General features: G+C 65.4%; 9 protein-coding genes and 1 pseudogene. 4 read left to right on the top strand and 6 right to left on the bottom strand.

What is annotated here, in order from left to right:
• Positions 1 to 13: 13 nt before the first annotated feature.
• The 6 genes and pseudogenes from CWS35_RS10020 to ugpB all read right to left on the bottom strand — a co-directional run bounded on the left by CWS35_RS10020 (position 14) and on the right by ugpB (position 8,698).
• Positions 14 to 1,818, bottom strand: a pseudogene (locus CWS35_RS10020) (dipeptide ABC transporter ATP-binding protein).
• Positions 1,819 to 1,897: 79 nt separating this feature from the next.
• Positions 1,898 to 2,797, bottom strand: a complete 900-nt coding sequence (locus CWS35_RS10015) for an ABC transporter permease (protein WP_024578943.1) — start codon at positions 2,795 to 2,797, stop codon at positions 1,898 to 1,900.
• Between the two features lie 3 nt (positions 2,798 to 2,800).
• Entirely contained in the window at positions 2,801 to 3,814 is a 1,014-nt protein-coding gene (locus CWS35_RS10010; protein ID WP_100951799.1) for an ABC transporter permease, read from the bottom strand.
• Between the two features lie 546 nt (positions 3,815 to 4,360).
• The gene (locus tag CWS35_RS10005) at positions 4,361 to 5,983 is read right to left on the bottom strand and encodes an ABC transporter substrate-binding protein (protein WP_100956200.1); all 1,623 of its coding nucleotides are present in this window, start codon (positions 5,981 to 5,983) and stop codon (positions 4,361 to 4,363) included.
• Positions 5,984 to 6,228: 245 nt separating this feature from the next.
• Entirely contained in the window at positions 6,229 to 7,176 is a 948-nt protein-coding gene (locus tag CWS35_RS10000) for a phosphotransferase (protein WP_100956198.1), read from the bottom strand.
• 202 nt (positions 7,177 to 7,378) lie between these two features.
• On the bottom strand, positions 7,379 to 8,698 hold the full coding sequence (ugpB, locus tag CWS35_RS09995) for a sn-glycerol-3-phosphate ABC transporter substrate-binding protein UgpB (RefSeq protein WP_245438931.1): 1,320 nt from the start codon (positions 8,696 to 8,698) through the stop codon (positions 7,379 to 7,381).
• A gap of 213 nt (positions 8,699 to 8,911) precedes the next feature.
• Here ugpB and CWS35_RS09990 point away from each other — a divergent pair, with 213 nt between their 5' ends.
• Genes CWS35_RS09990 through CWS35_RS09975 form a run of 4 tightly spaced genes read left to right on the top strand, consistent with a single transcriptional unit; the run spans position 8,912 to position 14,424 of the window.
• The gene (locus CWS35_RS09990; RefSeq protein WP_100956196.1) at positions 8,912 to 9,871 is read left to right on the top strand and encodes a TRAP transporter substrate-binding protein; all 960 of its coding nucleotides are present in this window, start codon (positions 8,912 to 8,914) and stop codon (positions 9,869 to 9,871) included.
• A gap of 34 nt (positions 9,872 to 9,905) precedes the next feature.
• Complete coding sequence (locus CWS35_RS09985) at positions 9,906 to 11,972, top strand: HAMP domain-containing sensor histidine kinase (protein ID WP_029878778.1); 2,067 nt, start codon at positions 9,906 to 9,908, stop codon at positions 11,970 to 11,972.
• On the top strand, positions 11,942 to 13,690 hold the full coding sequence (locus CWS35_RS09980; protein ID WP_024578936.1) for a DUF3369 domain-containing protein: 1,749 nt from the start codon (positions 11,942 to 11,944) through the stop codon (positions 13,688 to 13,690). Before CWS35_RS09985 ends, CWS35_RS09980 begins: the two co-directional genes overlap by 31 nt.
• A complete protein-coding gene (locus CWS35_RS09975) occupies positions 13,687 to 14,424 on the top strand; it encodes a response regulator (RefSeq protein WP_100951797.1) in 738 nt (245 codons plus the stop codon). Before CWS35_RS09980 ends, CWS35_RS09975 begins: the two co-directional genes overlap by 4 nt.
• The last annotated feature ends 19 nt before the right edge of the window (positions 14,425 to 14,443 follow it).

Raw genomic sequence — 14,443 nt, 5'->3', positions numbered from 1 at the left:
CCCAATGAGTTTCTCACGACACCGGCAACGGCGGATGCGGGATCGCCGTCAGCAGTTCCCTTGTATAGGCATCCTGCGGATTGCCCAAGACGTGTTCGGCCGTGCCCTGCTCGACGATGCGGCCGGCACGCATCACGATGACGCGATCGCACAGCAGGCGCACCACGTTGAGATCGTGCGACACGAACAGATAGCTCATGCCCATCGACTGCTTGAGGTCCTGTAGCAGATTGAGCACCACCGCCTGCACCGAGACGTCGAGCGCCGCGGTCGGCTCGTCGAGGATGACGAGCTTCGGTTGCAGCGCGATCGCGCGCGCGATGCCGACGCGGGCCTTCTGGCCGCCGGAGAGCTGGTGCGGAAAGCGATCCAGCAGATTGACCGGCAGGCCGACCAGCCGCGCCAGCTCCTCGCAGCGGGCGCGCAGCGCGTCGCGTCCCCTGATGTCGCCGAGCTGCATGATCGGGTCCACGATGGCGCGCGCCGCGGTGAAGCGCGGGTTGAGGCTGTCGGTCGGATCCTGGAACACCATCTGGATCTGGCTGCGCCGCGGCAGCCGCGCGAAGGCTTGCGGCACAATGCCGCCGATGTCCTCGCCGTCGAACATGATGCGCCCGGAGGTCTGGTCCAGCAACCGCATCACCATCATCGACGTCGTCGACTTGCCGCAGCCGGATTCGCCGACCAGCCCGACGCTCTCGCCATGGCCGACCTCGAAGCTGATGCCGTCGACGGCGCGGAAGACGTCTTCCTCGACCGGCGGCTTGCGGCCGAACAGCTTTGTCAGCACCGAGCCCGCGCCCTGGCGGGGATATTCCTTGACGAGCTTTTCGACCGACAGGAGAGACTCTATTGGCCCCCTCTCCCCGTTCTTCACGGGGAGAGGGTTGGGTGAGGGGCTGCATCCGCGAACACGGCTCGTGGAGAGTCCCCCTCACCCGCCCCGCTGCGCGGGTCGGCCTCTCCCCGCGAGCGGGGAGAGGCAAGAAGGTCCTCCTCCGGCAGCAGGTCCCGCAGCGACACGCCGAGCCGCGGCGTCGCGCGCATCAGCTTCTTCGTGTAGGCGTGCTGGGGCGCGGCGAAGATGTCGGCGGACTTCGCCGTCTCGACCACGCGGCCCTTCTCCATCACCACGACGCGGTCGCAATAGGCGGCGGCGAGGCCGAGATCGTGCGTGATGAGGATCGTCGACATCGACCGGCGCTTCGTCAGCTCGACGATCAGATCCATCACCGCCTTCTGGGTGGTGACGTCGAGCCCGGTGGTGGGCTCGTCGGCAATCAAGAGCTGCGGGTTGCAGGCCAGTGCCAGCGCGATGACGACGCGCTGGCACATGCCGCCGGACAGTTCGAACGGATAGGCGTGATAGCGCTCGCGCGGCCGCGCGATCTTGACCTGCTCCAGCGCCGCGATCGCGGTCTCGCCGCGGTCGGTGACCTGGGCCTGCTGGACGTGCTGGCGCAGCACGTCCTCGATCTGGTGCCCGACCTTGCGGATCGGATTGAGCGCGGCGCGCGGGTTCTGGAAGATCATCGAGACCTCGCGGCCGCGCAGGTCGCGCATCTGGCTTTCGGTCGCCGACTTGACGTCGATGCCGGAGAACATCACCGAACCGTCGGCGATGCGGCCGGCGCGGTCGAGGATGCGCATCACAGCGTATGACGTCACCGACTTGCCGGAGCCGGACTCGCCGACGATGCCGACGGTCTCGCCCTTGGCCACCGAAATGTCGACATGCTGCACCGCCTTGACGATGCCGCGGCGGGTGCTGAACTCGACCGTGAGGTCCTGGACGTCGAGCAATGGCTGGGCGGTCATGCCCGCTTCCCACAAAATATCGAAAACAACCCCATGCAAAGTAGCGTAGCGGTAATATGGCACCGTGTGGAGACCGTCATCACGTCCTCCGCTGCGGGTCGACGATGTCGCGCAGGCCGTCGCCGAGCAGGTTGAAGCAGAACACGGCGATCATCAGCGCCAGACCCGGGAACAGCGCGATCCACCATTCGCCCGAGACCATGAAGCCGGCGCCCTCGGCGACCATGATGCCCCACTCGGCGGTCGGCGGCCGGACGCCGAGGCCGATGAAGGACAGGCCGGCGGCGTTGAGGATCGCGTAGCCCATGGTCAGCGACATCTGCACGATCATGATCGGCATGATGTTGGGCAGGATGTGCCCGAGCAGGATGCGGTATTCGCCATTGCCGGACAGCCGCGCCGCCTGCACGAAGCCGGCATTGCGACGGACGTTGGCCTCGGCGCGCGCGACGCGGGCATACAGCGGGAAGTTCACGATCGCGGTGGCGATGATGATGTTCTGCACGGTGTTGCCGAGCGCCGCGACGATGCCCATCGCCAGCACGAACAGCGGAAACGCCATGATGGTGTCGGCGATGCGGCCGACGATGCGGTCGGTCCAGCCGCCGAAATAGCCGGCGGCGATGCCGGCGAGCCCACCCATCAGGAACACCAGCACGACGGAAGCGACCGCGATGAAGGTGTCGAGCCTTGTGGCGACGATGACGCGGCTGAAGATATCGCGGCCGAGCTGGTCGGTGCCGAACCAGTGCGCGGCAGACGGTGGCTTCAATGCCACTGATGTGTTCGAGGCGAGCGGGTCATACGGCACCACATAGGGCCCGAACAATGCGGCGAACAGGATCAGGATCAGCAGCGCGAAGGCAAAGCCAGTGACCTTGTTCTCGCTCAGCACGTAGCGGGTCTGCTCGATGACCGCGGCCAGTCCTGAGGTGCGGGCGGGTCCTGCGGGTTCGACGGTCGGCGCAACGCTGCTCATGCTCTAGCCCTCCAGCCTGACGCGCGGATCGATCACGCCGTAGAGGATGTCGATCACCAAGTTGAGCAGCACGTACATGACCGCCATGGTCAGCACGAAACCCTGCACCGGCGCGAAGTCGGACGCGATCAGCGCCTCCACCGCGTAGGAGCCGATGCCGGGCCAGGCGAACACCTTCTCGACCAGCACATTGGCTCCGAGCAGGAACGAGAACACCATGCTGAGCGTGGTGATGACCGGCAGCATCGCATTGCGGAACGCGTAGGTGATGGTCACCTTGCCGGGCGACAGGCCGCTGGCCCGTGCGGTGCGGACGAAATCCGACGCCAGCACCGCCAGCATCGAGGCGCGCGTCATCCGCGCGATCGGCGCCAGCGAGAAGATCGCGAGCGTCACCGCCGGCAGGATCAATTGGCTGAGCGCCGAACGAAACGCCTCGACGTCGCGCGCGATCAGCGTGTCGATCAGATAGAAGCCGGTCACGGTCGGCGGCGCGCTATAGAACACGTCGAGCCGGCCGAGCGGCGCCGGCGACCAGCCGAGCCGGAAGTAGAACACATAGACCAGCACCAGCCCGGTGAAGAACACCGGCAGCGACACGCCCGCGGTGGTGGTGACGCGGCAGAGATGATCGATCCACGACCCCGGCCGCGTCGCCGCCAGCACGCCAAGCGGGATCGCGATCACGATCGCGACGACGAGGCCGAGCAAGGTCAGCTCGGCCGAGGCCGGCAGGCGGTTGCGCAATTCGGCGGCCACCGGCTGGCCCGTGGTCAGCGACGTGCCGAGATCGCCATGCGCGAGATCGCCGGTGTAGCGGACGAATTGCTCGATCAGCGGCTTGTCGAAGCCGAGCTTCTTCCTGATCTGGTCGACCGCCTCCTTGGTCGCCGCCGGGCCGGCGAAGTAAGCCGCCGGATCGCCCGGCAGCGCGCGTGTCAGCAGGAACGTCACGATCACCACGCCGATCAGCGATGGGATCGCGAACAAGAGCCGCTTGCCGATCAGGGTCAGCATGGTGTGCTCCCAACGGCACCATGCAAAGCCACAACGGGACCAGCAGGGCTCCCTCCCCCCTTGCGGGGGAGGGTTGGGGAGAGGGGTGCCGCTTGCTCAGAGGCCAGATGCAGCGCACCGACAATGCGCGCGTGATGCCGCGAATGATTCAGCGCGATCTCACCCGACGTCGCCCTACCGAGTTCGCGGCTTACCCCTCTCCCCACCCTCCCCCGCAAGGGGGGAGGGAGCCTGAGAGGTGTGCTCACCTCACTTGGGTGAAGAGCCGACACGGCATCATGCAAAGCCACAACGGGACTGGCAGGGCTCCCTCCCCCCTTGCGGGGAGGGTTGGGGAGAGGGGTGCCGCTTGCTCAGAGGCCAGATGCAGCGCACCGACAATGCGCGCGTGATGCCGCGAATGATTTGGCACGATCTCGCGTGATGTCGTTCCTGGGAATATGCGGCGCACCCCTCTCCCCACCCTCCCCCGCAAGGGGGGAGGGAGCCTGAGGGGTGTGCTCACCTCACTTGCACACGCGCATGCATCGCGAGCCCGCATCACCCTCACCCCTTCGCCATCGCGCGATAATCCAGGCGGCGGTGGAACCAGTATTCGTAGCCGGAGATGTTCTTCTGCATCGCGACGTTGACGAAGGGCTGGTAGAGCGGGATGCGCGGGATGTCGGCGAAGGCGAGATCGACGAAGCCCTTGACGTCGGCGTCGTAGGCCGCGGTGTCGCCATTGGCGGCGGCGATACGCGCGCCGTCGATGAGCTTGTCCATCGCGGGCGACTTGTAGCTCATGGTGTTGAAGATCGAATTGTTGCCGTGATAGCACCAGTAGAAGAAGTACTCGGGGTAATCGAGCCAGCCCGAGAACACGTTGGTGAACAGCGGCATCTCCTTCTTGGTCAGCTCGGTGCGCCAGTTGGCGCCGGGCACCTTGTTGATCGTGGTCTTGATGCCGAGCTGCGCGAGGCTCTCCTGCACCAGCACGCAGAGTGGCTCGTTGACCCCTGCGAAATTCAGGTCGAACGAGATCGTGGTCTCGAAGCCGTTGGCGTAGCCGGCCTCGGCGAGCAGCGCTTTCGCCTTCTCCATGTCGGTGTTGTATTTGGTCGGCTGCGGCCAGGCGACCTCGGTCGGCTTGTCCTTGGCCGCGCCGAACATCGGGTTGGCGAGGCCGAACAGCACCGCATCCATGATCTTCTGGTACGGCATCGCATAGGCCATCGCCTGCCGCACCTTCGGATTGTCGAACGGCGGCTTGGTGACGTTCATGCCGATATACTGGATGCCGTTGGAGAACGGCAGCGAGACCACGTTGAGCTTGCCGTTCGCCTTCATCTCCTGAAAATCCTTGAACGGCAGTTCGTAGGAGATGTCGGCATCGCCGCGCTCGAGCAGCGCACGGCGGTTGCCGGCCTGCGGCACCATGCGCCAGATCACGCGCTTGATCTTCGGCATCGGGCCCGAGACCCAGTCGTCGTTGCGCTCCATGACGACTTCGGTGCCGGCGGTCCATTTGGTCACCCTGTAGGCGCCGGAGCCCGCGGTCTGCTGCTTGGTGAATTCGAGACCCCAGGGGTCCTTCTCGCTGGCGTTCTTCTTGACCAGCTCGGAGTTGACGACGCAAGGCACGATCACGGCGAGATCGGGCATCGTCAGCCTGTCCTTGGTCAGGAAGTCGACCCGCACCGTATGATCGTCGACGACCACGAACTGCTCGGGCTTGGTCAGCGAGCCCGCGCTCATCTGGAAGGTCGGGAAGCCGCCGACGCTGACCGCGCGGTCGAGCGACCATTTGACGTCCTTCGCCGTGACCGGCGTGCCGTCGTGGAATTTGGCGTTCTTGCGCAGCTTGAAGGTCGCCGACATGTCGCCGACGTTGAAGTCCTCGGCGAGCTCGGGCTTGAACTTGTCGCGGTCGTAATAGGGCACGCCGCCCGGGCCGCTCTTCATCTCGTGGCTGATCAGCCGGTCGTAGCAATTCCACGACACCTCGTAGCCGGGCACGTTGGTGCCGATGCCGTGGATATCGAGATTGTTGGGACCGCCTTCCGAGACGATCAGCAGCGTCTCGGAGCGCGCGTCGGCGTTGGCCGGCGACCAGATCGCTGGCGCGGTCGGCGCCAGCGCCCCCGCTGCCAGTCCGGATACCGATTTGAGGAAATCACGACGCTTCATCTGTTGCTCCAACGCCCTTGAGAACGGCCTTGGAACTCAGATCGCAAGGATTGTGCCAACCCTTAACGAATGCTTATGAGGTACTAACATGATGGAAATACGAAGAGAATCGCAGAAGGTATATTGATCTGGCGGTTCATGACGCGCTCGCCATTGCATACAAAGGGAAGCTAACTGCTCAACAAATGAGCACAATCCGAATGATGCCCGCTTTCTGACCGGCGATCGACATCGCCGCGCAAGGACTAATCCGGCCAGATCAACTCCTGCAATTGCACGAAGTCATCGACCCGGTCCGGCCAGCCGGCAATGCAGACGTGCCGGAGCGGATCGCTGGCCGAGTGCAGCATCATCAGCGCCATCAACCGCCGCTTCAGCGTGAAATTCACCTCGCTGCACGGGATGCCGAAGCCGTCGAACAGGCTACGCACCAGGCGCGGATGACCGGCAGCCATGAAGGCACTGGGGCCGAGCAGATCATACTCGCCCCATCCGGTGCGGACATCGCCGAAATCGAACAGGCCGGCGACATGCCAGCCGTCGGCCCGGCGCCCGAGCAGGAAATTCTCCGGGATGTACTCGCCGGTCAGGATCACCGGCGGCGCGTGCATCGGGATCAACTCGGTGGCGTCGCGCAGCAGATCATCGAGCCCTGCGAGGAATTTCGTGGGCAGGCCGAGCCGCTCGTGCCGTGCCCGGCACTGCGCGATCTGGTCGCGCATGAACGCGTCCCAGGGTTGCCCGATCGCCAGCAGGCGGCCGGGCGGCACGCGCTGCACCTCGGCGATCACAGCCCCGATCTCGCCGAGCACGCGCTCCCGCTCCGCCTCCGACAGCGACGGCCACACCTCCGAACCGACCGTGCCGGCGAGGCGCGTGATGACGAGATAGGGCCAGCCGTCACGCTCGCCTTCCGCGGCCAGATCGGGAATCGGAACGCCGAGCCGACCGCGCAATTCCGCCAGCGCGGCGCGCTCGGAGACGAATTGCGGTCGCAGGAAAGGCGGGAACAGCTTCAGGATCAGGTCGCCGTCGAGCCCGATCACGAGATTGGTGCCGGTCGAGAACACGTGCGGCGCGGCACAGGACAAGCCATGGCCGTCGGCGATGTCGCGCGCGACCGGCAACCAGCGCGACGTGTCGCCGCGCCAGGCGCGGTAGGTGTCGTAATCGGTGATGGGTGGAAGCGACATTTCGGGGTCGTTGTAGCCGGGATGAAGCAAAGCGCAATCCGAGCTACAATTGTTGTTCGATTATTTATCCCCGTCATCCTGAGGAGCGCGTAGCGCGTCTCGAAGGATGAATCGGCCCCGCTGGTGGCCGTCGATCCTTCGAGACGCCGCTTCGCGGCTCCTCAGGATGACGGAGAAGCAGTTTAGCAGACCAGACGGCCCATCACCGGTCCGGATTGGCGCGCTCGAACTGGCGCAGCAGGCGATTGCCGCGCTCGACGGCATTGTCCATCGCGGCCTGCGCGGAGCGCTTGCCGGCGAACACCTGCTCGAGCTCCTCCTCGATCACGTCGCGGATCAGGACGAACGAGCCGAGGCGGACGCCCTTCGAATTGTCGGTCGGCGGCTTCAGCGTCACCTCCTCGATCGAAATCTCGGAGCCGGGATTGCGATCATAGAAACCCTGCGCGCGGGTCAGATCGAACGCGGCGCGGGTGATCGGCAGATAGCCCGTGTTCTGGTGCCAGGCGGCCTGCACGTCGGGCCGCGACAGATAGGCGAAGAACTTGGCGACGCCGGCATATTCGGCCAGCGGCCGGTCGCGCAGCACCCACAAGGTCGCGCCGCCGATGATCGAATTCTGCGGCGCGCCCTGCACGTCCGGCTCATACGGCATCATGCCGTAGCCGACCTCGAATTTCGAATTGGCCTTGATGTCGGCGCGCGTCCCCGACGAGCCGATGAAGATGCCGCATTCGCCCTTCTGGAAGCGCGGCTCCGCCGCCTGCCCGCGACCGCTGTAATCGAAGGTCTTGTCGGCCTGCCATTGCGCGAGCTGCGCGATGTGGCGCACCACCAGCGGGTTGTTGAAGATCAGCTGCGCGTCGAGCCCGGCAAAGCCGTTGGCCCTGGTCGCGAGCGGCAGATTGTGGAACGCGGAGAAATTCTCGACATTGATCCAGGACGGCCATGACGTGGTGACGCCGCACATCGCACCCGCCGCACGCAATCGCTTGGCGGCGATGCCGAGCTCCGGCCAGGTCTTCGGCGGCTGGCTCGGATCGAGCCCGGCCGACCGGAACATATCCTTGTTGTAGTAGAGGATCGGGGTCGAGGCATTGAACGGAAACGACAGCATGTTGCCGTCGACATCGGCGTAGTAGCCGGCCACCGCGGGCAGATAGGCCGACGGCGTGAACGCCTCGGACTGATCGCGCATCAGCTCGTACACCGGATAGATCGCGCCGCGGGCCGCCATCATGGTCGCGGTGGCGATCTCGTTGACCTGAACGATTGCCGGCTGGCTGCGCGAACGGAAGGCGAAGATCGCGGCCGTCACGGTCTCGGTGTAGTTGCCCTTGTAGGCCGGCACGATCCGGTAGTCGGATTGCGAGGCGTTGAAGTCGGCGGCGAGCTTCTCGAGCTGCTTGCCGAGCTCGCCCGACATCGCGTGCCACCACATGATCTCGGTCGCAGCTTGCGCAGGCGACACAAGCAGAAGGACCGCGACGGCGAGTTGCAGGACTTTCAAACCGAACTTCACGACCAGCCGTTCCCGGATGCCAACACGTCGTCTTAAAGCGCCACAACCGCAGATTCAATCGACACCGCAGGTTGCATGACGGATTTAACGATTGCCCGATGGGCGAAGCTGCACGGTTCTGCTAAAAACCGTTGAACCTTTTCCGCCCGCCCTGGACACAAACCACAAGGGGAATTGTAGCCTGTGTACCGCCGCGCCGGACTCTCGCGGACCATGACGCTTGCCGTCGCGCTGTTGTGGGCAGCGGTTTCGACGGGCGCGGCTGCGCGTGAATTCCGCACCGCCGATACCCAGAACGAGGACTATCCGACCGTCCAGGCGCTGGATTTCATGGGCCGCCTGATCGCCGAGCGCACTGCCGGCCGGCACCGGATCGTGGTGTTCCATTCCCGCCAGCTCGGCGAGGAGAAGGAGACGCTGGAGCAGACCCGGGCCGGTGCCATCGATCTGAACCGGACCAATGTCGCGCTGATCGGGACCAAGGTGCCCGCCGTGAACGTGCTGGCGATGCCGTTCCTGTTTCGATCGCGCGAACACCTGCAACATGTGCTGGATGGGCCGATCGGCAGCGAGATCCTGGCCGGTTTCGAGGGCCACGGCTTCGTCGGACTGGCCTTCTACGATTCCGGCGCCCGCTCGGTCTACAACAGCGTCCGCCCGGTGCGTTCGCTCGATGACCTCAAGGGGTTGCGTTTGCGCGTGCAGCAATCAGAACAGATGTCGGACATGATCCGCGCGCTCGGCGCCGAGCCGGTCGAAATGCCCTACGGCCAGGTGCTGACCGGGCTCACCAACAAGCTGATCGACGGCGCGGAGAACAACTGGCCGTCCTTCGTCACCACCGGTCACTACCAGCACGCCGGCTACTACACGCTGACCCGGCACACCGTCAGCCCGGACGTGCTGGTGATGTCGAGCAAGGCGTGGGCGAGCCTCTCGCCGGAGGAGCAGACCATCTTCCGCGAGGCCGCGCAGCGTTCCAGCCTCTATATGCGCGACAGATGGCGCGAACTCGAGGAGCGCTCGCAGCGGCAAGCGGAGCAGGCCGGCGTCACGATCGTGAGCGACTTCGATCGCAGGCCGTTCGAGGCGGCGATGGCCGGCGTCTATGCCAAGGCCGAGCGCGATCCCGCGATGGCCGCGCTGATCGAACGCATCCGCAGCATGGAGTGACCGGATCTTGGCCGCACCGCAACAGGACGGGACGATGCGACGGCCGGCGGCGCTTGGGCCGCAGGGCCGTTTCCGTATCGTCCAGCTGCTGCGGGCAGTCCCGATCCGCTGGCGCATCCTCTCGATCGCGCTGCTCAACTCCGCGGTCGTGATCGTGCTCGCGGTGCTGATCTGGAACGGCTCGAAAGTGCTCGGCTCGGCCTGGGACGATGTCCGCCAGGTGCGGGAATCCGACAAGATCCTGGCCAGGCTCGAGAGCGAGACCAGCCGGCTGCAAAACCTGATCCATCGCTACATCAACCAGCCGAGCCCGGACCTGTTCGCGGAAATCCTGCTGCTGCGCGAGGCCGTGCTCGGCACGCTGACCAACCGGGCCTCGACCGATCCGATGCTGTCGGGCTCGGTCGAGCAACTGGAACGCGTCACCAGCCGCTTCCTCGACGGCTTCGGCGAGCTGCGCACGCTGCAAACCAAGATCTCCAAGACCTATGACGAACAGGTGCTGACGCCGACCAAGGACATGGCCGGGCTCTATTCGATCATCGAGGGCGCGACCGGGCATCGCGATGCCCTGATCTGGCCGGCGCTCGGCAAATCGCGCGAGGCGTTCACCTCGCTCCTGGTCGCCGCCAACGCCTATTATCTATCGCTGGCCTCCTCGTCGGCCGAGGAAGCCCGCCGCAACATCGATACGATCGAGAAGACGATCCCGGTGATGACCGATCTGGCCGAGAACGATTTGCAGCGCATGGCGCTGGCGCGGCTCAAGGTCAAGACCGGCGAGCTGCGCGACGGGCTCGGCAGGCTGAGCGAACAGCTCACCAGCCGCACCGACCTGTTGCGCAACTCGATCGACGCCAGCCAGGCGGACGCGATCGGGGCGATCGACGATCTCTCGGTGAAGATGCGCCAGCGCGAGCAGAAGGCGCAGGAGACCTTCGACAAGACGCTGTCGTCGATCTCGCGGCGGGTGCTATCGATCGCCGTGATCTTCCTCGGCATCATCATGTCCGCCGGCGTCATGATCGCGCTGTCGATCCGGCTGCCGCTGGCGCAGATCCTGGCCGCGATGCGCGCGATCACCTCGGGAGACCTCGACCGGCCGGTGCAGGGCACCTCCACCAAGGACGAGGTCGGCGCGATGGCGCGCGCGGTCGAGGTGTTCCGCGAGAATGCGATCGCCAAGCGCAAGACCGAGGACGAGCTGCGTGCGGCCAAGGAGAAGGCCGAGAGCGCTTTGCTCGAGCTCAACACCGCGCAGCAGAACCTGATCGATGCCGAGCGCCTCGCCGCGCTCGGTGGCCTGGTCGCCGGCGTCGCCCACGAGGTCAACAATCCGATCGGCATCAGCCTGACCGTCGCATCGAGCTTCGCCCGTCGTGCCGAGATGTTCGAGAGCGACCTGAAGACCGAGCCGCTGCGGCGTTCCAAGCTCGATGAATTCGTCCGCAACTCGCGCGACGCCTCGCAGCAGCTGGTCGCCAATCTGCAACGCGCCGGCGAGCTGATCCAGTCGTTCAAGCAGGTCGCGGTCGATCGCTCGCATGCCGAGCGCCGCCAGTTCGGCCTGAGCGAAGCCACCGACCAGATCGTGGCGAGCCTGCGCCCGGTGTTGAAGCGGGCCGCCATCACGCTGGCCGTCGATGTGCCCGAGGGATTGCTGATCGACGGCTATCCCGGTGCCTATGGGCAGATCTTAACCAATCTTTTCCTCAACGCCGTCAATCATGCCTTCGCCGACGGCCGCTCCGGCACCATCACGATCTCGGCACGCGGGCGCGGCGCCGACGATGTCGAGATCATCTTCGCCGACAACGGCGCCGGCATGACCCCGGACGTGCAGCGGCAGGCGTTCGACCCGTTCTTCACGACGCGCCGCAACGAAGGTGGTACGGGCCTCGGCCTCCACATCGTCTATAACCTGGTCACCCAGCAGCTCGGCGGACGCATGATGCTGGAGTCAAGGGTAGGACAAGGCACCACTTTTCGCATTATCATGCCCAGGATCGCCAAGGGGGCTGCCAAGGGCGAGCCCACGATCACTGACGCAGCAGCCGACGGAACCAGTCAATGGCCGAACAGGACGATGTCCTCCAACTGATCGACGACACCGAGAGCCCCCCGGAGGATTCGCCGGTACGAAAATGGAAGATCGCCGTGATCGACGACGATCACGCCGTCCATGAAGGCACCCGTTTCGCGCTCAGCGACTACAACCTGAACGGTGCGACGCTGGAGATCCTCTCGGCCTACTCTGCGGCCGAAGGCCGCACGCTGATGCGGGACAATCCCGACATCGCGGCGGTGCTGCTCGACGTCATCATGGAGACCGACGTCGCCGGCCTCGAGCTCGTCGAGTACATCCGCAACGAGATCAGGAACGAGACCGTCCGCATCATCCTGCGCACCGGCCAGCCCGGCCAGGCGCCGGAGCGCCGCGTCATCGTGCAGTATGACATCAACGACTACAAGGCGAAGACCGAGCTCACCGCCGACAAGCTGTTCACCTCGCTGACCGCGGCGCTGCGCAGCTACCAGCAGCTCGAGCGCATGGTGCAGACCAGGCGCGGGCTCGAGATCATCATCGATGCCGCCTCGACGCTGTACGATTTCAAGTCGATGCAGCGACTCGCCGAGGGCGTGCTGACCCAGCTCGCCTCGCTGCTCAATGTCGATTGCGCCGGCATCCTGGTGCTGCGCGACGACGGCAACGCGGCCGCCTGCGACTTCTCGGTGCTGGCCTGCTCGGGCTGCTACAGCCGCTTCATCGGCACCACCTCGTCGCGGGCGCTCGATGCCGATCTCCGCCACATGGTCGAGGAAGCCTTCCAACGCCGCAAGAACGAGTTCGCCGACCATCGCAGCGTGCTCTATTCGCGCACCGGCTCTGGCCGCGAGGTGGTGGTGCTGTTGCAGGCCGAGCGCCAGCTTTCCGATACCGACCGCGCGCTGGTCGAGATCTTCTCCAGCCGGCTGTCGATCGCGTTCGACAACGTGATCCTGTACCAGCAGTTGCACGAGGCCAACACCCAGCTCGAGGACCGCGTCGTACAGCGCACCCGCGCGCTGATGCAGGCCAACCGGCGGCTGTCGGCGCAATGGCTGCGTTTGCAGCGCGCCAACGGCTTCAAGAACGAGATCCTCGGCACCGTCGCCCACGACTTGAAGAATCCGCTCGGCGTCATCCTCGGCCGCACCGAGATGCTGACCGAACTGATCGGCGCCGGCTCGCCAAAGGAGAACGTCACCGCCCAGGTCGAGCACATCCGCGACGCCACCAAGCGGCTGACCTCGATGGTCGATCATTTGATCTCGGATGCGATGGCGGATGCCTTCGACATCACGATCCGCCGCGAGCCGGTCGATGTCGCAGCTTTGGTCAACGAGGTCACCGAGGCCAATCTGCCCTCGGCCGTCAACAAGCAGCAGAGCATCTCGGTCTCCGGGCCGCAGCATTTCGTCACGATGTGCGACGCCGACCGGATCCGCGAGGCGATCGACAATCTGGTCAGCAACGCCATCAAATATTCGCCGATCGGCGGCAAGATCACGGTTGGGGTCAGTCACGAGGGCGAGGACACCGTGATCCGCATCGCCGACCAGGGTCCCGGCCTCAGCCCGGAAGATCTCAGCCGGCTGTTCGGCCGGTTCCAGCGGCTGTCGGCCAAGCCGACCGCGGGCGAGAGCTCGACCGGGCTCGGCCTTTCGATCGTCAAGCGCATCATCGACATGCATGGCGGCCATGTGACCGCCCAGAGCCCCGGCCCCGGACAGGGCTCGACCTTTACGGTTACACTGCCGGCGACAGAGACATCATGAGCCAGAACCCGCATATCTTCATCGTCGATGACGAGGCGCCGGCCCGCGAGATGGTCGGCGACTATCTCAAGATGCATGGCTTCGGCGTGACGCTGTGCGACGGCGGCAAGAGCCTGCGCAAGGAGATCGAGAGCAGCACGCCCGATCTCGTGGTGCTCGACCTCAACATGCCCGAGGAAGACGGGCTCTCGATCATCCGCGACCTCAAGAGCAAGATCAACGTCCCCGTCATCATGCTGACAGCTACTGCCAGCCCGATCGACCGGGTGGTCGGCCTGGAGCTCGGCGCCGACGATTATGTCGCCAAGCCCTGCGAATTGCGCGAGTTGATGGCGCGGATCCGCTCGGTGCTGCGGCGGAGCGGGCCGGCCAAGACCGCCGCGACGGAACCGGCGAGCGGCAAGGCTGAAAAGGAGCAATTGGTGCGGTTCGGCACCAAATGGCTCGATCTGGAGGCCCAGGCGCTGCGCGACGACGAAGGCAACGAGCATCCGCTGACCGCTTCCGAATTCGGCCTGCTGAAGGTGTTCGCGGCCAACCCGAAGCGCGTGCTGTCGCGCGAGCGGCTCTTGGAACTCGCCAATGCCCGCGACGCCGAAGCCTTCGACCGCGCCGTCGACCTCCGCATCATGCGCATCCGCCGCAAGATCGAGTTCGATCCGACCAAGCCCTCGGTGATCCGCACCATCCGCGGCGGCGGCTACCTGTTCTCGCCGACCGGCGACAAGGCGTAACGGCGGCGTCCCGAGTTGA

Source organism: Bradyrhizobium sp. SK17, from assembly GCF_002831585.1.
Taxonomy (GTDB): Bacteria; Pseudomonadota; Alphaproteobacteria; order Rhizobiales; family Xanthobacteraceae; genus Bradyrhizobium.
The sequence above is the reverse complement of the archived record's forward strand: the minus strand, read 5'-3'. Positions and strand labels throughout refer to the sequence as shown.

Excerpts from the sequence above, each read along its gene's own strand:
- CWS35_RS10015 (WP_024578943.1), bottom strand. The coding sequence starts at position 2,797 with ATGAGCAGCGTTGCGCCGACCGTCGAACCCGCAGGACCCGCCCGCACC.
- CWS35_RS10010 (WP_100951799.1), bottom strand. The coding sequence starts at position 3,814 with ATGCTGACCCTGATCGGCAAGCGGCTCTTGTTCGCGATCCCATCGCTG.
- CWS35_RS10005 (WP_100956200.1), bottom strand. The coding sequence starts at position 5,983 with ATGAAGCGTCGTGATTTCCTCAAATCGGTATCCGGACTGGCAGCGGGG.
- CWS35_RS10000 (WP_100956198.1), bottom strand. The coding sequence starts at position 7,176 with ATGTCGCTTCCACCCATCACCGATTACGACACCTACCGCGCCTGGCGC.
- CWS35_RS09990 (WP_100956196.1), top strand. The coding sequence starts at position 8,912 with ATGACGCTTGCCGTCGCGCTGTTGTGGGCAGCGGTTTCGACGGGCGCG.
- CWS35_RS09985 (WP_029878778.1), top strand. The coding sequence starts at position 9,906 with ATGCGACGGCCGGCGGCGCTTGGGCCGCAGGGCCGTTTCCGTATCGTC.
- CWS35_RS09980 (WP_024578936.1), top strand. The coding sequence starts at position 11,942 with ATGGCCGAACAGGACGATGTCCTCCAACTGATCGACGACACCGAGAGC.
- CWS35_RS09975 (WP_100951797.1), top strand. The coding sequence starts at position 13,687 with ATGAGCCAGAACCCGCATATCTTCATCGTCGATGACGAGGCGCCGGCC.